This is a genomic window from Streptomyces sp. iso_384, from assembly GCF_056172905.1.
Genome location: NZ_JBWBTT010000001.1, coordinates 2,616,585 through 2,633,160, shown reverse-complemented (window position 1 = coordinate 2,633,160; position 16,576 = coordinate 2,616,585). Strand labels below are relative to the sequence as shown.

Genomic DNA, 16,576 nt, shown 5'->3' with positions numbered 1-16,576 from the left:
CAGTCGATCCGGCCTGTCAAAGCTGCACTTCCGAGCGCATTCCCGTCCGGAATACACCGGGAATCCCGGAGCGTCCGGAAAGGCGCGCACGGAATCCCCGTCCCGCCGCCGGGACCACCACTGACCTGCGGGTTCCGGAATCTTTCGATCCGGATGGCCGCAGGCCCGGAAGTCACGGGAACGCGCCCTCGGGCCACCGGTGCGGTTGCCCGGTCGCCTGCCCGCCATCCATTGGCCAACGCTTTCCTTCGAGCTTGACGAGGCTCAATGCCGGTAGGTTGCCTGCGCCCGGGTAAAAGATGCGGGGCGGGTGCGACGGGCCGTACGCCGGGCCACGCGACGGGCGCACGAGGGGCCGTGGGTCGACTCCTCGACGTACCGATGTGTCGACCTGTTCCTCACTTCCGTACGCCCCGGTGCGTGACCCCGGCCACGGATCCCGCGTTGTCTCTTCATGAGCCGGGAACCCCCCGGCCCACGCACCGAGTTCGAGGAGCCCCCGTGCCGCGCATGCTCGACGTCAGCCAGGACGTACGCGCCGAGATCGGCGACGACGAAGCCGACCGGCTGCTCGTCGGCGACAACGCCCCGGGCAGTTACGACTGCACCTCCTGCCGCACCCCCGGCGACTCCGACCAGGAACGCACCAGCACGGTGCTGTTCATCGGCGACGAGACCGCCGTCCTCGCGTTCGCCCACGCGACGTGCATCCCCTCGCAGGTCGTCAAGGTCGCGGAGGACCAGCTCCAGGGCGCGGTGCGCAGCATCACCGGCAGCGAGCAGACGAATACGGAGGGGCTCATGCCCGAACAGGCCGTCCTCGGCATCACCAGCGGACTCGTCCTCATCGAGGACGATCTCCGCCCGGCCCTGGTCGTCGAACCGACCGGCCCGGTCGCCCGGCCCGGCACCGACGGCAGCGGGGGCGACGAGTTCCTCCAGCTGCTGCTGGAACAGGGCTTCCGCCCCGCCCCCGACATGAACCGGCTGCCGGAGGTCCTTCCGGGCTGGTCCGTGCTGCTGGCGGTGGGGCAACTGCACGCCGTGCTCCAGCCGAGCGCCGGCGGCGGCAACCCGGTCGCCTGGTGGCAGGCGCACCAGCCGCTCCAGGTGACCGACGGCTGGCGGGCCGCGGTCAACAAGTCGCAGACGGTCCTCGTCTTCGCCGCCCCGGCCGGCACCATCGGCCAGCAGCCGCGCGAGGACCTGCTCCGGGACGCCCTGGAGAAGGCCGCGGTCAACGGGCTCCTGGTCGCCGCGTCGATGCCGCTGGCCGGGACCTGATCATGTCCGCCCAGCTCGGGCACCCCCGCCGAACAGCGATTTCTCCGGCGGGGCCGCATCCGACGGGCGCCGAGGTCGTTGGCACCTACGTGCACTCATACGACTCCTCCCGCCAGTATCAGAGTCAGATCCCTGCCATGCGTCCTTCGCAGGATCCGTCGGGGGGCGTGTCCCCCACCCCGATCTACGACGCGCTGTACTCCGAGTACCGGCGCTCGTTCCGGGCGCTGCCGGGTGACCGCAGCGGCGAGGAGAATCTCGGCTTCCCGGCCTTCGGCGCCGGTCTCTTCGCCTCCCGGACACCGCTGAGCGGTCACTCCACCGCCCCCGGTCACGGCAGCGGCCACGGCGGGCACGACGGCCAGAGCGGAAGCAGCGGCGGTGGCAGCGGTGGCCAGAGCCAGCACACCGGGGCGCTCGGCTCCTGGCAGCGGGTGGGGCGGCACGCCGGGCGGCCCCGGCCCGCGGCGCTGCCGCCGGGGTCACGCGACTCCTGAGGCCGTACGAGGCCGGGCAAGGCCGGGGGACGCAGGCCGCACGACGAAGCCCCGGACGCTCTCGCGAGAGCGTCCGGGGCTTCGTCGTGTGCCGGTGCTACTTGTTGCGGCCGCGCTTCTCGCGGACCCGGACCGAGATGTGGATCGGGGTGCCCTCGAAGCCGAACTCCTCGCGCAGCCGGCGCTCGACGAAGCGGCGGTAGCCGTGCTCCAGGAAGCCGGAGGCGAAGAGCACGAAGCGCGGGGGCTTGGTGCCCGCCTGGGTGCCGAAGAGGATGCGCGGCTGCTTGCCGCCGCGGATCGGGTGCGGGTGGGAGGCGACGATCTCACCGAGGAAGGCGTTGAGCCGGCCGGTGGGGACGCGGGTCTCCCAGCCCTCGATCGCGGTCTCGATGGCCGGGACCAGCTTCTCCATGTGCCGGCCGGTGACGGCCGAGACATTGACGCGGGGCGCCCAGGAGATCTGTGCGAGCTCCGTCTCGATCTCGCGCTCCAGGTAGTAGCGGCGCTCCTCGTCGAGGGTGTCCCACTTGTTGAACGCGACGACCAGTGCGCGCCCGGCCTCCACGGCCATGGTGATGATGCGCTGGTCCTGGACGCTGATGGACTCGCTGGAGTCGATCAGGACGACGGCGACCTCGGCCTTCTCCACGGCGGCGGCCGTACGGAGCGAGGCGTAGTAGTCCGCGCCCTCCTGGAGGTGGACCCGGCGGCGGATACCGGCCGTGTCGATGAACTTCCAGGTGATGCCGCCGAGGTTGATCAGCTCGTCGACCGGGTCGCGGGTGGTGCCGGCCAGTTCGTTGACGACGACCCGGTCCTCGCCCGCGACCTTGTTCAGCAGGGAGGACTTGCCGACGTTCGGGCGGCCGATCAGGGCGATCCGGCGGGGGCCGCCGAGCGCGGTGCCGAACTTCTGGGCCGGGGCGTCCGGCAGGGCCTCCAGGACCGCGTCCAGCATGTCGCCGGTGCCGCGGCCGTGCAGCGAGGAGACCGGGTAGGGCTCGCCGAGGCCCAGCGACCACAGGGCGGTGGCGTCGGCCTCGCCGCTCTGGCCGTCGACCTTGTTGGCGCAGAGGACGACGGGCTTGCCGGCCCGGCGCAGCAGCTTGACGACGGCCTCGTCGGTGTCGGTGGCGCCGACGGTGGAGTCGACGACGAAGACGACCGCGTCGGCCGTCTCGATGGCGTACTCGGCCTGGGCGGCGACGGAGGCGTCGAGGCCCAGGACGTCCTGCTCCCAGCCGCCGGTGTCGACGACCTTGAAGCGGCGTCCGGCCCATTCGGCCTCGTAGCTGACGCGGTCGCGGGTGACGCCGGGCTTGTCCTGCACGACGGCCTCGCGGCGGCCGATGATCCGGTTCACCAGGGTCGACTTGCCGACATTGGGGCGGCCGACGACGGCGAGCACGGGGAGCGGGCCGTGACCGGCCTCGCCGAGGGCGCCCTCGACCTCCTCGGGGTCGAAGCCCTCCTGCGCGGCGAGCTCCATGAACTCCGCGTACTCGGCATCGCCAAGTTCTCCGTGCTCGTGGCCCGAGCCGTCGGAGTGAATCTGGTCGTTCATGAAGTCCGTTCCTCTTTGCATCATCATCGATGGGCCGCGATCAGCGCGGCCCACTACTCAAGTACTCAAGTCTGGCCTATCGCCCGGTGAGGCGCTTGGCACTTTCCAGGTGGGCGGTGAGCCTCGCCCGGATCCGCAGGGTCGCCTCGTCCAGCGCCTTGCGGGTCCGCCGCCCGTCACCGGCGCTCGCGTCGAACGCGTCGCCGAAGACGACGTCGACCCGGCTGCGCAGCGGGGGCAGCCCCCGTATCAACCGTCCGCGGCGCTCGGTGCTTCCCAGGACGGCCACGGGGACGATGGGCGCCCCGCCCCGTACCGCGAAATACGCGAGTCCGGCCCGCAGTGAGGCGAAGTCTCCTTCGCCCCGGGTGCCCTCCGGGAAGATCCCGAGGACTCCGCCGTCCTCCAGTACGCCGAGCGCGTGGCTGATGGCGGTGCGGTCGACGGTCGTACGGTCCACCTCGATCTGGCCGATCCCGTGCAGGAACGGGTCGAGGGGGCCGACGAACGCCTCCTTCTTGATCAGGAAGTGCACCGGCCGGGGTGCGGTGCCCATCAGCATCGGTCCGTCGATGTTGTGGGAGTGGTTCACCGCGAGTATGACGGGTCCGGCGGCGGGCACCCGCCAGGCGCCGAGCACCCGGGGCTTCCACAGCCCGTACATCAGGCCGATGCCGATGGACCGCCCGACGGCCGCTCCGCGCAGCGTGGGCGCGCCTGTGGCATCGCTCACGCGGCGACCCGCTTCCCCTCGACGAGGGTGACGACGCACTCGATGACCTGCTGGAGGGTCAGCTCGGTGGTGTCCACCTCGACGGCGTCGTCCGCCTTGGCGAGCGGGGAGGTCTTGCGGCCGGAGTCGGCGGCGTCGCGCTTGATCAGGGCCTCGCGGGTGGCGGTCAGGTCCGAGCCCTTGACCTCGCCGCTGCGGCGGGCGGCGCGGGCCTCCGGTGAGGCGGTGAGGAAGATCTTGAGGTCGGCGTCGGGCAGCACGGTGGTGCCGATGTCCCGGCCCTCGACGACGATGCCACCGGTCGCGGCCGCGGCGATGGAGCGCTGGAGCGCGGTGATGAGGGTGCGCACCTCGGGGACCGCGCTGACGGCGCTGACCGTGGAGGTGACCTCCTGGGTGCGGATCGGTCCCGAGGCGTCCTCGCCGTCGACGGTGATCGTCGGGGCGGCCGGGTCGGTGCCGGAGACGATCACGGGCTTGGCGGCGGCGGCGGTGGCGATCTCCTCCGGGTTGCCCACGTCGATGCCGTTGTTCAGCATCCACCAGGTGATGGCCCGGTACTGCGCGCCCGTGTCCAGGTAGCTCAGGCCGAGCTTGGCGGCGACGGCCTTGGAGGTGCTCGACTTGCCGGTGCCCGAGGGCCCGTCGATGGCGACGATCACGGAGGGGCGTGCGGTTTCCACGGTGGTGGACACCTTCCTGGTACACGGGGCGGGGCGGACGGGCCTGCGGGCGGCCTCGTACCAGGTTACCGAGTACCGGGCGTGCCCTTGTACCCCGTACGGGGGAGGCGGGCCACCCGCGCGGGGGTGGCGCCGCTCCCTTCGTACGTGACCGGGGTCGGCCGTTCGTACGGGACCGGGTCAGCCGCGGATCGACCAGCCGCGTTCCTGGAGGGCCGCGCCGAGGACCGGGGCGGCGCTGGGCTCGACCATGATCTGGACGAGGCCCGCCTGCTGGCCGGTGGCGTGCTCGATGCGGACGTCCTCGATGTTGACCCCGGCCCGGCCGGCGTCGGCGAAGATCGCGGCCAGCTCGCCCGGCTTGTCGCCGATGAGGACGGCGACGGTCTCGTAGGCGGTGGGGGCCGCGCCGTGCTTGCCGGGGACCCGGACGCGGCCCGCGTTGCCGCGGCGCAGGACGTCCTCGATGGCGTCGGTGCCCGCGCGCCGCTTCTCCTCGTCGGCGGAGTGCAGACCGCGCAGCGCCGTCACGGTCTCCGCCAGGTCGGCGGCGACCCCGGCCAGCACGTCGGCGACCGGCCCGGGGTTGGCGGAGAGGATCTCGACCCACATCCGGGGGTCGGAGGCGGCGATCCGGGTGACGTCGCGGATGCCCTGGCCGCACAGGCGCACGGCGGTCTCGTCGGCCTCCTCCAGCCGGGCGGCGACCATCGAGGAGATCAGCTGCGGGGTGTGCGAGACGAGGGCGACGGCACGGTCGTGGGCGTCGGCGTCCATGACGACGGGGACGGCCCGGCACAGGGCGACCAGCTCCAGCGCGAGGTTGAGCACCTCGGTGTCGGTGTCCCGGGTCGGGGTGAGGACCCAGGGGCGGCCCTCGAAGAGGTCGGCGGTGGCGGCCAGCGGCCCCGAGCGCTCCTTGCCCGCCATCGGGTGCGTACCGATGTACGGGGCGAGGTCGAGGCCGAGCGCCTCCAGCTCGCGGCGCGGGCCGCCCTTGACGCTGGCGACGTCGAGGTAGCCGCGGGCCACGCCGTCGCGCATCGCCCGGGCGAGGACGGCGGCGGTGTGGGCGGGCGGTACGGCGACGATCGCCAGGTCGACGGGGCCTTCCGGCGCCTCGTCCGTACCGGCGCCGAGCGCGGAGGCGGTGCGGGCGGAGGCGGGGTCGTGGTCGACGAGGTGCACCTGGATACCGCGGCCCGCCAGCGCGAGGGCGGCGGAGGTGCCGACGAGCCCGGTTCCGATGACGAGGGCGGTTCTCACTGGGCGATGTCCTTGCGCAGGGTGGCGGTGGCGCCGAGGTAGACGTGGCTGATCTCGGCACGCGAGAGGTAGGTCTCGACGTGCACGAGGATACGGACGACCCGGGGCATGGCCCCGTCGATGTCCAGCTCCTGGGCACAGATCAGGGGGACGTCGACGATGCCGAGGCCGCGGGCGGCGGCGGCCGGGAAGTCGCTGTGCAGATCGGGGGTGGCGGTGAACCAGATGCTGATCAGGTCGTCGGCGACGAGCTCGTTGCGCTCCAGGACGGCCGTCAGCAGCTCACCGACCCGCTGGTCCATGTGCCCGGCCTCGTCCCGGTCCAGCTGGACCGCGCCCCGGACCGCTCGTACCGCCACGTCGTACTCCTCGCTCTTCGCTGCTCCACCGCGTTCTCGGCCCGGCGCCCCTCGGCGCGGCCGCTGCTCCGCTCAGCCTAGAGCGGCCGGGGCGGACGCGATCACGGTGTTCCGTCCGTGAGACGGGCGGTGGCGTGCACGGCCAGGAGCATCCGCCAGATCCGGGCGGCGAGAGCGTCGGGGGCGGCGGCGGTGTGCCCGTGCACCCAGTCGGCGAGCACTCCGGTGAAGAGTCCGGCGACGGCGCTCGCGGTGAGGTCCTGGCCGGGGCCGCCCGGGCGGCGGGCGCGCAGCTCGTCGAGGCTGCGCCGGCGGAGTTCGGCGTGGAGCAGTTCGCCGAGCGGTCCGCCGCCGCCCTCCCGCAGCAGGCTGCGGTAGACGGGCGTACGGGCGCCGACCTCAGCGAGCAGTTCGCCGAGCGGGGCCGGCGGGTCGTCGGGGCCCGGGGGCGCGCCGTCCCAGGCGTGCAGGGCGTCGACCGCCCGGGTGACGATCTCGGCGCAGGCGTCCACGGCGAGGGCGTGGAGATCGTCGTAGTGGAGGTAGAACGTGGCCCGGCCGACCCCGGCGCCGCGGACCACCTGCGAGACGCTGACCCGGTCGAGCGGCCGCTCCTCGCAGGCGGCGAGCAGGGCGGCGCGGAGCCTGGCCCTGGTGCGCGCGGTCCGCGGGTCGCCGCTGCCGTCCGTCACCGCGGGGCCCATCGGCCTCAGCCCGCCAGGAGGACGAGAGCGAGGGCGAGGGCGGCGGGCCCGGCCTGGACGAAGAGGATCTTCCGGCTGACGGTGGCGGCCCCGTAGACACCGGCGACGACCAGGCAGACGAGGAAGAAGATCTGCGTCTGGTGGGCGACCGGATCGCTCGCGAAGAGGCTCCAGATCAGTCCGGCGGCCATGAAGCCGTTGTAGAGGCCCTGGTTGGCGGCGAGCGTGGCGCTCTCACGGGAGAAGGCGGCGGTCGTGCCGAAGGCCTTGCGGCCGCGTTCGGTGTCCCAGAGGAACATCTCCAGGACGAGGAAGTAGAGGTGGATGACCGCGACGAGCGCCACCAGAACCTGAGCTGCGACATGCATGACGAAGGGCCTCCTGGTCGATTTCCTGGACAACTGTACAGGAAATCGGCCGAAGGCCGGACGGTCAGGGCTTCTGCTGTTCGATCAGGTCCTATCTGCCACTCGGGCGGGCGCACGGTCCGCCCGGTTGCTTCACCCGGGGGCCCGCCACGGCGACGATGACTCGCACCTCCCACCGCGTCACCCCTGCCATCGAAGGAGAACCATGAACGCACGGCGAAGGACGGTGCTGGCCGCGGGTGCGGCGGGCGCCGCGGCCCTGGCCACCGGCTGCGGATCCTCCGACGAGGGCGGCGGCGGTGACACGAGCGGTACGCCCACCGCGTCGGACGGCGCTTCGGACGGGGCGTCTCCGGGCGCTTCGGACGGCGTGGAGCTGGCCGGGACCGGGGACATCCCGGTCGGCGGCGGAACCATCTTCAAGGAGCGGAAGGTGGTGGTGACCCAGCCGGAGGAGGGTGAGTTCAAGGCGTTCTCCGCCGTCTGCACCCATGCGAGCTGTCTCGTCTCGACGGTCAGCGACGGCACCATCAACTGCCCCTGCCACGGCAGCCGGTTCAGCATCACGGACGCGGCGGTCGAGGCCGGCCCGGCGACCCGGCCGCTGCCCGCCGAGCGGATCAGCGTCTCGGGCGGAACGATCCGGCTGGGCTGAGGCGGGCCCGAATATCCGGGGCGCGGCGGCCGCCGCGCCCGTACCCTCGCGGGCATGATCACTCCAGCCGAAGACGCCGGGAACGCCGACGGGGCCGGGCAGGCGCTCGTGCACGACCACACGGTCTACGCGTGCGTCATGGGCTCGCGCGCCTTCGGGCTGGCCACCGAGGACAGCGACACGGACCGGCGTGGTGTGTTCCTCGCGCCGACTCCGCTGTTCTGGCGTTTCGAGAAGCCGCCGACGCATGTCGAGGGCCCCGCGCCGGAACAGTTCTCCTGGGAGCTGGAACGCTTCTGCGAACTCGCACTGCGGGCCAATCCGAATGTGCTGGAGTGCCTGCACTCCCCGCTGGTGGAGTCCGTGGACGACACCGGCCGCGCACTGCTGGCCCTGCGCGGAGCGTTCCTCTCGCGGCTCGCGCACGGCACGTTCGTCCGGTACGCGCTGGGCCAGCGCAGGAAGCTGGAGGCGGACGTACGGATCCACGGGGCGCCGCGCTGGAAGCACGCGATGCATCTGCTGCGGCTGCTGGCGAGCAGCCGTGATCTGCTGCGTACGGGCGAGCTGCGCATCGAGGTCGGCGACGCACGCGAGGAGCTGCTGGCGGTGAAGCGCGGCGAGGTGCCGTGGCCGGAGGTGGAGCGCCGGATGAACCGCCTCGGCGAGGAGAACGACGATGCGGCGGCCCGCTCCCCGCTGCCGCCGGAACCCGACCGGGCGGCCGTGGAGGACCTCCTCGTCCGGACCCGGCGGGCCTCGGCGGCACGGGAGACGGCCCGGCCCTAGCGGGTGTGCGGGGCCGCGAGCCTGGCCCGTACGACGAGGTCGTGCAGGTCCTGAAGGACGGTCACCGCGTCCGGCAGCCGGGAACGGGTCCGCGCCTCGTCCAGGACGCGGTGCAGCTCCGTCACGTCCTGGGTGAGGGTCTCCTCGTCCGGGCCCGTCGTCGCCGTACCGTGTTCGGCCTCGGCCTTCGCGGCGATCAGGTCCGGGAGGTACGCGGGGGCGTCGGTCCGGTCGAGCAGGGTGGGCAGATGGGCCAGCACCTCGCCGGTGCGCATCAGATGGATGCCGGTGAGCAGGGCCCGGAAGGTGTAGAGCAGCGGCTTCAGTTCGCCGGTGTTCCCGTACAGCCGCCAATGCGTCACCGCGAAGCCCCGGTAGTGGTGGGCGTGGTTGCGGGTGAGGACGCCCGGGGACAGTGCGGTCAGCTCCGTGTGGAGCGGACCGGTGTGCACCACCAGCGGGGACAGCAGCTGCTCCAGTACGTAGCCGTTCGGCCGGAGCATCAGGCGGACGAACTTGCGCAGGTCGTGGGTGACGAGATCCAGCTCGACCCCGTCGCGCTCCCACATCCGGGTGCGGGTCTCCTCCGGCTCGTGCAGCCCCAGCAGGTCCTCGGCGGGCAGGACGTGGACCCCCCGCAGGTCCACGTCCGAGTCCCGGGAGGGGAAGCCGTACAGATGGGCGCCGGAGACCGTGGCGAAGGCCAGGGGGCCGGGGGCGTGTTCGAGATCGGGGCGCAGGTCGGTGACCGGGAGCCCGGCCCGCGTCAGGAGGTCGTCGATGGCGGTGGTCATGGCTCAAGCGTCCCAGAGCGCCGCGAGGGACAGCAGATCGCTGCGGTACTCGATGCGCTCGGACCACTCCTTGGGCCAGGCCGCCGCGCCCAGGTGTGCCCCGGCCAGCGCCCCGGTCAGGCAGGCGATCGAGTCGGAGTCGCCCCGGGTGCAGGCGGCGCGGCGCAGGGCGGTGACGGGCTCCTCGGGGAAGAGCAGGAAGCAGTGCAGGGCGGTGGCGAGGGCCTCCTCGGCGATCCAGCCGTCGCCGGTCCGCTCGCACGGGTCGGTCTCCGGCGACGGGTCGCGCAGGGCGTCCCGTACGGTCTCCAGGGCCGCCAGGCACTCGTCCCAGCCGCGCTGGATGTACGCCTGCGGGGTGGCGTCGCCCGCGTGGCGCCAGAGGTCGCCGAGCCAGCGGGTGTGGTAGCGGGCCCGGTTGTCCACGGCGTAGCTGCGCAACTGCCCGATCAGGCCGAGGGGTTCGGCGCCCTGGGCGAGCAGGAACACCGCGCGGGCCAGCAGATCGGAGGCGGCCAGGGCGGTGGGGTGGCCATGGGTGAGGGCGGCCTGGAGCTGGGCGGCGCCGGCCCGCTGCTCCTCGCTGAGACCGGGGACCAGGCCGACGGGGGCGACCCGCATGTTGGCGCCGCAGCCCTTGGAGTGCGTCTGACTGGCCTCCTGCCAGACGCGGGTGTGTTCGAGCAGCCGGCAGGCGGTGAGGCAGGTGTTGCCGGGGGCGCGGTTGTTGTCCGGCGAGTGGTACCAGGCGACGAACTCGTCGCGGACCGGGCCGACCAGCCGTTCGGGGGTGAGCAGTCCGCTGTCCATGGCGGTGCGGATGGCGCGGCCGAGCGCGATCGTCATCTGGGTGTCGTCCGAGACGACGGCGGGGTTCAGGAGGGGAATCCGCCGCCAGGGGCCGAACGTGGCGAGGATGGCGGGCACGTCGTTGAACTCGGTGGGGAAGCCGAGCGCGTCGCCGATGGCGAGCCCGGTCAGGACGCCGGTCGCGGCCTGCTTGGTGAGGGGCGGGGTGGCGATGGTCATCTGTCTCGTCCTTCCGGTGCGGAGTGGGGAGCGTCGGGCTGCGGCGGGCGCAGGAGCGGCGGGTGCAGGGCGGTGGCGTCGCCCGCCCGGTAGAGGGCGGCCGGTTTGCCCCGTCCGCCGGTGCGGCGCGGCGGGCCCTCGACGGCTTCGACGAAGCCGGGCGCGTTCAGGACCTTGCGCCGGAAGTTGGGGCGGTCCAGCTCGACGCCCCAGACGGTCTCGTAGACCTGCTGGAGTTCGCCGAGGGTGAACTCGGCGGGGCAGAACGCGGTGGCCAGACAGCTGTACTCGAGCTTGGCGCCGATCCGGTCGTGGGCGTCGGCGAGGATCTTGTCGTGGTCGAAGGCCAGCGGTCCGGTGGCGCCCGCGTCCCACCACCGGGCGCTCGCCGCGTCGCCGCCGCCGCGCGGTTCGGGCAGGTCCGGCAGGAGCGCGGCGTACGCAACGGAGACGACCCGCATCCTCGGGTCGCGGTCCGGGTCGGAGTAGGTGCGCAGCTGCTCGAGGTGGAGGGTGCCGATCGTGCCGGGGCCGAGGCCGGTCTCCTCGGCGAGTTCGCGGCGGGCGGCGTCCTCGGCGGACTCACGGGGCAGCAGGAAGCCGCCGGGCAGAGCCCACCGGCCCCGGAAGGGCTCCTGGCCGCGTTCGACGAGCAGAACGTGCAGCCGGGCCTCGCGGACGGTGAAGACCGCGAGGTCGACGGTGACCGCGAACGGCGCGAAGGCGTAGGGGTCGTAGCCCTCGGGGGCGGGGGTGCTCATCGTTTCTCCGGGAGGGGTGCGGCGAAGTCCCAGCCGGTGGCGAGGAGTTCGTCGACGGCGGTGACGGCGGTGGCGAGCCGCGCCTCGGGCGGTCCGGTGACCTCGATGAACCGCCGTCCGGTGCGGGTGAGTTCGGCGCGGAAACGGTCGGTCATCCAGGGGCGCAGCTCCTCGCCGTCGCGCAGCCCGTCGTCCTCGAAGGCGACGCCCTCGTGGTCGGTGAGCAGCCACAGGTGGCGGGCGGCGCGGTCGGCGATCTCCTCGACGAGGGGGTTGCGGCCGCCGACGTACCGCTCGTGCCAGACGGTGGTGGCGAAGGAGTCGGTGTCGCAGACGAGGACCGGGGATCCGGCGCGGGCGGCCGCCTCCTCGCGCTCGTTCTGGGTCTTCGCGATGAGCGGGAAGTCGTCGGTGGTGAAGGTGACGTCCTCCCAGGCGGCCCCGGGCCACCGCTCGCGCAGGGCGGCCAGCTTGTGTTCGCTGTACTCGCGGCCGTACTCGGCGACGTACCCGGTGCGCGCCCAGACCCCGCCGCGTGCCCGGTAGTGGGTGGCGAGCGCCCGCGCGAGGGTGGTGGTGCCGGTGGACCCCGCACCGAGGACGACGACGCGGCGGGCGAGGGCGGCCCGTACGGGCGGCCGGAGGAAGTCCCAGCAGCCGGCCGGGTCCTGGCGCACGGCGGTGCCGGAGACCGGGAAGAGGGTGCGGTCGGGGTCGACGAGGACGGACGCGGCGCCGAAGCGGCGGCCCAGTTCCTCCCCGTACGCCTCCGAGGTGAAGACCGCGTCCACCCGCTCGGGCACGGCGGCGGTGAAGACGGCCATGTGCGCGTCCCAGACGGCCGGGTCGTGCACGTCCATGTGCGTGTCGTCGACCGCGCCGACCACCGTGACGTCCGGGTGGACCTCGCGCATCCAGGCGACCCGGTCGGCGAGCGGGACGGACTCCACGGAGGCGGCGCAGACCAGCACGGTCAGCCGATCGCAGCGGTCCCGGGCGGTCTCGACGAGGTGGTGGTGGCCGGCGTGCGGCGGGTAGAACTTGCCGAGGACCAGGCCGTGTCCGTAGCGCTTCATACGGCGGCCACCTCCGGGGTCCGTGCGGTGCGTGCGGTCAGGTCGCGGTGCCAGTTGCGCAGGCCGACCAGGCAGAGCGCGAGGAATCCGGCGTACAGCAGCGAGGTCGGATACAGCCCCTTGTGGGCGTAGAGCGGGATGTGGACCACGTCGGCGGCGATCCACAGCCACCAGGACTCCAGCCGCTTGCGGCACTGCCCGTACGTCGCCATCAGCGACAGCGAGGTCGTCAGCGCGTCCCAGAACGGGACGGTGGAGTCGGTGGCCCGGGACAGCAGCAGGGTGATCCCGGCGGTCCCCACCACCCCCGCCGCGAGCAGCCAGGCCCATTCGGTGCGGGTCGTCCTGCGCACCGGCAGGACCGATGTCCCTGATCCACCCCCGTGGGTCCAGGTCCACCAGCCGTACGCGGCGAGGGTGATGAAGACGATCTGGAGGCCGGCGTCGGCGTACAGACCGGACTGGGCGAACAGCAGGATGAAGAAAAGGTTGTTGGCGATGCCGATCGGCCAGTTGGCGAGGTGCTGGCGGGCCACGAGCCAGACGCACAGCGCCCCGCTGCCGAAGCCCAGCACCTCGGTCCAGCTGACCGGGGTGTCCAGGATCGTCACCAGGGGCTGTTGCAGGGGATCGAGTATGTCCGCGAGACTCACGCCCGCCTCCTTCTTAATAGTCATTCTGACTATAAAGGGTGGGCGGGGGCGGCAAAAGGCCCGCGGCCGGTTCCGTCCGAACTTTCCGGACGGCTACCGGCCGCGGGCCCTGGGAGCGTGCTGCCTAGAGGCCGACCTCGCGCATCAGCATGCCGACCTCGGTGTTGGTGAGGCGGCGCAGCCAGCCGGACTTCTGGTCGCCGAGCGGGATCGGCCCGAAGGACGTCCGCACCAGCCGCTCGACCGGGAAGCCCGCCTCGGCGAGCATCCGGCGGACGATGTGCTTGCGGCCCTCGTGGAGGGTGACCTCGACCAGGTAGTTCTTGCCGGTGTTCTCGACGACGCGGAAGTGGTCGGCGCGGGCGTAGCCGTCCTCCAGCTGGATGCCGTCCTTGAGCCGCTTGCCGAGGTCGCGCGGCAGCGGGCCCTGGATGGCGGCCAGGTAGGTCTTCTTCACGCCGTACTTCGGGTGCGTGAGGCGGTGGGCCAGCTCACCGTGGTTGGTGAGCATGATGATGCCCTCCGTCTCGGTGTCCAGCCGGCCGACGTGGAACAGCCGCGTCTCGCGGTTGGTCACGTAGTCGCCGAGGCACTGGCGGCCGTCCGGGTCCTCCATCGAGGAGACGACACCGGCGGGCTTGTTCAGCGCGAAGAAGAGATACGACTGGGCGGCGACGGTCAGGCCGTCGACCTTGATCTCGTCCTTGTGCACGTCGACGCGCATGCCCTGCTCGACGACGATCTCGCCGTTGACCTCGACGCGCGCCTGCTCGATCAGCTCCTCGCACGCGCGGCGCGAGCCCATGCCGGCCCGGGCGAGGACCTTCTGCAGCCGCTCGCCCTCCTGCTCGGCGCCCGGGTGGGTCTTGGGCAGATTGATGTCGGGCTTGTTCGCGTACCGGTCGCGGTTGCGCTGCTCGATCTTGGCGTCCAGCTCGCGGGGGCGCGAGGGGGCGCCGCCGCGCCGGAAGCCGCCGCCGCGGTTGCCGCCCTGCGCGGGCTTCGGGCCGCCCTTGGCGCCGCCGCGGGCCGCCGAGCCACGGCCCTTGCGGGGGCCGTCCTCGCCGGTCCGGGCGCCGGGGGCGTCGTTGCCGACGTCGTAGCGGCGCTCCTCCGGGCGGGGACGGCGGGGGCGCTGCTCCTGCTCGTCGCGTCCGCCCTGGAAGCTCCTGCGCCCGTCCTGAGAGCCCGGACGGCCGCCCTGGCCGCCGGGACGCCCGCCCGGGGCTCCGGGCCGCCCGCCCTGGCTGCCGCCGCGTCCGGCGCCGCCCTGGCCGCCGGAGCGCCCGCCCGGGCCGCCGCCCTGGCCCTGGCGGAAGGACCCGCCGCCGTCACGCCCGCCCTGACCGCGTCCGCCGCCCTGACCGGGACGACCGCCCTGGCCACCGCTCCGGCCGCTGCCGCCGCTGCCGCTTCCGCTGTTCCTGCCACTGCTTCGCATCAAAATTCCGTCTTGTCGTCTGCGTGAGTATCCGGGGTGTCCGGTGCGTCCGGATCGAACGACGGCACACCCTCTAGCGTCTCAGCCTCGATCGCGTCCGCCTCCGGGAGGAAGGGCGCGAGCTCCGGGAGCTCGTCCAGGCCGCGCAGGCCCATTCGCTCCAGAAAGTAGTTCGTCGTCCTGTACAGGATCGCACCTGTTTCGGGTTCCGCGCCCGCCTCGGCCACCAGGCCCCTCTGGAGGAGGGTCCGCATGACCCCGTCGCAGTTCACTCCGCGCACCGCCGAGACCCTGGACCGGCTCACCGGCTGCCGGTACGCGACCACCGCCAGGGTCTCCAGCGCGGCCTGGGTGAGCCGGGCGTGCTGGCCGTCCAGGACGAAGCCCTCCACGGCCGCCGCGTACTCGGGCCGGGTGGAGAAACGCCAGCCGCCCGCGACGAGCCGCAGGTCGAAGCCCCGGCGCTGCACGGTGTACTCGTCGGCCAGCTCCCGCAGCGCGTCCGCCACGGCCCTGCGGGGCCGCTGGAGCACCTTGGCGAGGTGGTCGACGGTGGCGGGCTCGTCGACGACCATGAGGACCGCCTCCAGGGCGGGCTTGAGGTCGAGCGAGGCGACCGCGCTCCCGTCGTCCGGTCCGCCGTCGTCCTGTGCGGTGGGCTGCGCGCTCATTCCCGTACGTCCTCCTCTTCGGGGGTCCCGTTCAGCTCCTGGTCGAACTCGTCCGTCACCACCGGCTCCGCGTCCGCCCCGCCGCACCAGGCCACCAGCAGATCGCCCAGCGCCTCGTCCTGGTCGAGGGTGACGGCCTTCTCGCGGTAGAGCTCCAGCAGGGCCAGGAAGCGGGCGACCACGGTCAAAGTGTCCGGCGCGTCCTCGGTCAGCACCTGGAAGCTCACCGCCGCCCCGGCCTCGCGCAGCCGCTCCACCACCAGGCCCGCCTGCTCCCGGACGCTGACCAGCGGGGCGTGGATGTGGTCGACGTACACCTGGGGCTTCGGCTTCGGCTGCATCGCCTTCACCGCGAGCTTCGCGAAGCCGTCGGGCCCGATGCTGATGACCACCTCGGGCAGCAGCGCGGCGTGGTGGTCCTCCAGGCCGACGGTACGGGGGTGGCGGCGGGCCTCCGACTCCAGGCGGCCCTGGAAGATCTCGGCGATCCGCTTGTACGCGCGGTACTGCAGCAGCCGCGCGAAGAGCAGGTCCCGCGCCTCCAGGAGCGCGAGATCGGCCTCGTCCTCGACCTCGGCGGCGGGCAGCAGCCGGGCGGCCTTGAGGTCGAGCAGCGTGGCGGCGACGACGAGGAACTCGGTGGTCTGGTCGAGGTCCCAGTCGGGGCCCATGGCACGGATGTACGCCATGAACTCGTCGGTCACCTTGGAGAGCGCGACCTCGGTGACGTCCAGCTTGTGCTTGGAGATCAGCTGGAGGAGGAGATCGAAGGGGCCCTCGAAGTTCACCAGGCGGACCGTGAACCGCTTGTCGTCCGGCTCCGGCTCAGGCTCCGGAACCGTCTCCGGTACGGGAACGGCTTCCCGCTCCGGTACGGGCTCGTCCCGTACGGCCTCGGGTGCCGGCCCCGGCCCCGGCTCGGGCTCCGGCGCGGGTACGGGCTCCGGGACCGTCTCCTCCGCGGCCACGGGCGGCGCCGCCACTCCCGGTCCCCGCCCCAGGGCACGGCGGCGCGGGGTGGCGGGGTCGTCGGGCGTGGGCATGGGGGTCCAGGGGTGGGGCGGCGGCGCGGACGGGCCGCGCCGGTCGGCGGGTCCAGGGCCTGTCGTCACCTTCCCGTCGGCCGGGCGGCGTCCGGTGCGTGCGATCGCAAGGCGCCGGGATGACCTCGTAGCAGAGCTACTTGGCCATTTCGGCAACGCAGCGAGCGATGGGGACTCCCCTGCTCGAGCGAAGCCGAGAGCTT

19 protein-coding genes are annotated in these 16,576 nt (G+C 72.9%); 4 read left to right on the top strand and 15 right to left on the bottom strand.

The window, feature by feature from the left end; genetic code table 11:
- Nucleotides 1-501: 501 nt before the first annotated feature.
- Complete coding sequence (locus tag AC0VY3_RS11595) at nucleotides 502-1,284, top strand: hypothetical protein (protein WP_030085794.1); 783 nt, start codon at nucleotides 502-504, stop codon at nucleotides 1,282-1,284.
- A 137-nt stretch (nucleotides 1,285-1,421) separates the two neighbouring features.
- Nucleotides 1,422-1,781 (top strand): hypothetical protein, encoded by a 360-nt coding sequence (locus tag AC0VY3_RS11590; protein WP_103512742.1) that lies wholly within the window; start codon nucleotides 1,422-1,424, stop codon nucleotides 1,779-1,781.
- A 97-nt stretch (nucleotides 1,782-1,878) separates the two neighbouring features.
- Here AC0VY3_RS11590 and der read toward each other — a convergent pair whose 3' ends face one another.
- The 7 genes from der to AC0VY3_RS11555 form a co-directional block, all read right to left on the bottom strand.
- Nucleotides 1,879-3,348 carry a ribosome biogenesis GTPase Der gene (gene der / locus AC0VY3_RS11585; protein WP_030631001.1) on the bottom strand — a complete coding sequence of 490 codons (1,470 nt, stop codon included), beginning with the start codon at nucleotides 3,346-3,348 and terminating at the stop codon, nucleotides 1,879-1,881.
- Nucleotides 3,349-3,424: 76 nt separating this feature from the next.
- Nucleotides 3,425-4,081, bottom strand: coding sequence for a lysophospholipid acyltransferase family protein (locus AC0VY3_RS11580; protein WP_242736034.1), 657 nt, complete (start codon nucleotides 4,079-4,081; stop codon nucleotides 3,425-3,427).
- Entirely contained in the window at nucleotides 4,078-4,776 is a 699-nt protein-coding gene (gene cmk, locus AC0VY3_RS11575) for a (d)CMP kinase (RefSeq protein WP_475549553.1), read from the bottom strand. The genes AC0VY3_RS11580 and cmk overlap by 4 nt, the downstream gene beginning before the upstream one ends.
- A 168-nt stretch (nucleotides 4,777-4,944) precedes the next feature.
- Nucleotides 4,945-6,030, bottom strand: coding sequence for a prephenate dehydrogenase (locus AC0VY3_RS11570; protein WP_475549552.1), 1,086 nt, complete (start codon nucleotides 6,028-6,030; stop codon nucleotides 4,945-4,947).
- Nucleotides 6,027-6,389 (bottom strand): chorismate mutase, encoded by a 363-nt coding sequence (gene aroH / locus AC0VY3_RS11565; RefSeq protein WP_103512746.1) that lies wholly within the window; start codon nucleotides 6,387-6,389, stop codon nucleotides 6,027-6,029. Before aroH ends, AC0VY3_RS11570 begins: the two co-directional genes overlap by 4 nt.
- 101 nt (nucleotides 6,390-6,490) lie before the next feature.
- Nucleotides 6,491-7,093 (bottom strand): TetR/AcrR family transcriptional regulator, encoded by a 603-nt coding sequence (locus tag AC0VY3_RS11560; RefSeq protein WP_473171373.1) that lies wholly within the window; start codon nucleotides 7,091-7,093, stop codon nucleotides 6,491-6,493.
- A gap of 5 nt (nucleotides 7,094-7,098) precedes the next feature.
- Entirely contained in the window at nucleotides 7,099-7,461 is a 363-nt protein-coding gene (locus AC0VY3_RS11555; RefSeq protein WP_103512748.1) for a DUF1304 domain-containing protein, read from the bottom strand.
- Nucleotides 7,462-7,666: 205 nt separating this feature from the next.
- On the opposite strand from AC0VY3_RS11555, the gene AC0VY3_RS11550 reads away from it, so the two are divergent.
- Both AC0VY3_RS11550 and AC0VY3_RS11545 read left to right on the top strand, forming a co-directional pair.
- The gene (locus AC0VY3_RS11550) at nucleotides 7,667-8,116 is read left to right on the top strand and encodes a Rieske (2Fe-2S) protein (protein WP_103512749.1); all 450 of its coding nucleotides are present in this window, start codon (nucleotides 7,667-7,669) and stop codon (nucleotides 8,114-8,116) included.
- Nucleotides 8,117-8,170: 54 nt separating this feature from the next.
- Nucleotides 8,171-8,905, top strand: a complete 735-nt coding sequence (locus AC0VY3_RS11545; RefSeq protein ID WP_475549551.1) for a nucleotidyltransferase domain-containing protein — start codon at nucleotides 8,171-8,173, stop codon at nucleotides 8,903-8,905.
- Here AC0VY3_RS11545 and AC0VY3_RS11540 read toward each other — a convergent pair.
- From AC0VY3_RS11540 to AC0VY3_RS11505, 8 genes are all read right to left on the bottom strand, one after another.
- Nucleotides 8,902-9,699 carry a nucleotidyltransferase domain-containing protein gene (locus AC0VY3_RS11540; protein ID WP_475549550.1) on the bottom strand — a complete coding sequence of 266 codons (798 nt, stop codon included), beginning with the start codon at nucleotides 9,697-9,699 and terminating at the stop codon, nucleotides 8,902-8,904. The genes AC0VY3_RS11545 and AC0VY3_RS11540 overlap by 4 nt on opposite strands.
- A gap of 3 nt (nucleotides 9,700-9,702) precedes the next feature.
- Entirely contained in the window at nucleotides 9,703-10,728 is a 1,026-nt protein-coding gene (locus tag AC0VY3_RS11535; protein WP_475549549.1) for an ADP-ribosylglycohydrolase family protein, read from the bottom strand.
- Nucleotides 10,725-11,489: an NUDIX hydrolase gene (locus AC0VY3_RS11530; RefSeq protein ID WP_475549548.1), complete on the bottom strand. Its 765-nt coding sequence runs from the start codon at nucleotides 11,487-11,489 to the stop codon at nucleotides 10,725-10,727. Before AC0VY3_RS11530 ends, AC0VY3_RS11535 begins: the two co-directional genes overlap by 4 nt.
- Nucleotides 11,486-12,565 (bottom strand): AAA family ATPase, encoded by a 1,080-nt coding sequence (locus tag AC0VY3_RS11525; protein WP_475549547.1) that lies wholly within the window; start codon nucleotides 12,563-12,565, stop codon nucleotides 11,486-11,488. The genes AC0VY3_RS11530 and AC0VY3_RS11525 overlap by 4 nt, the downstream gene beginning before the upstream one ends.
- A complete protein-coding gene (pnuC, locus tag AC0VY3_RS11520) occupies nucleotides 12,562-13,218 on the bottom strand; it encodes a nicotinamide riboside transporter PnuC (protein WP_475549546.1) in 657 nt (218 codons plus the stop codon). The genes AC0VY3_RS11525 and pnuC overlap by 4 nt, the downstream gene beginning before the upstream one ends.
- Before the next feature lie 124 nt (nucleotides 13,219-13,342).
- Entirely contained in the window at nucleotides 13,343-14,659 is a 1,317-nt protein-coding gene (locus AC0VY3_RS11515; RefSeq protein WP_475549545.1) for a pseudouridine synthase, read from the bottom strand.
- Nucleotides 14,659-15,330: an SMC-Scp complex subunit ScpB gene (gene scpB, locus AC0VY3_RS11510; protein WP_103506896.1), complete on the bottom strand. Its 672-nt coding sequence runs from the start codon at nucleotides 15,328-15,330 to the stop codon at nucleotides 14,659-14,661. The genes AC0VY3_RS11515 and scpB overlap by 1 nt, the downstream gene beginning before the upstream one ends.
- A complete protein-coding gene (locus AC0VY3_RS11505; protein ID WP_103506897.1) occupies nucleotides 15,327-16,373 on the bottom strand; it encodes a segregation and condensation protein A in 1,047 nt (348 codons plus the stop codon). Before AC0VY3_RS11505 ends, scpB begins: the two co-directional genes overlap by 4 nt.
- Nucleotides 16,374-16,576: the final 203 nt, after the last annotated feature.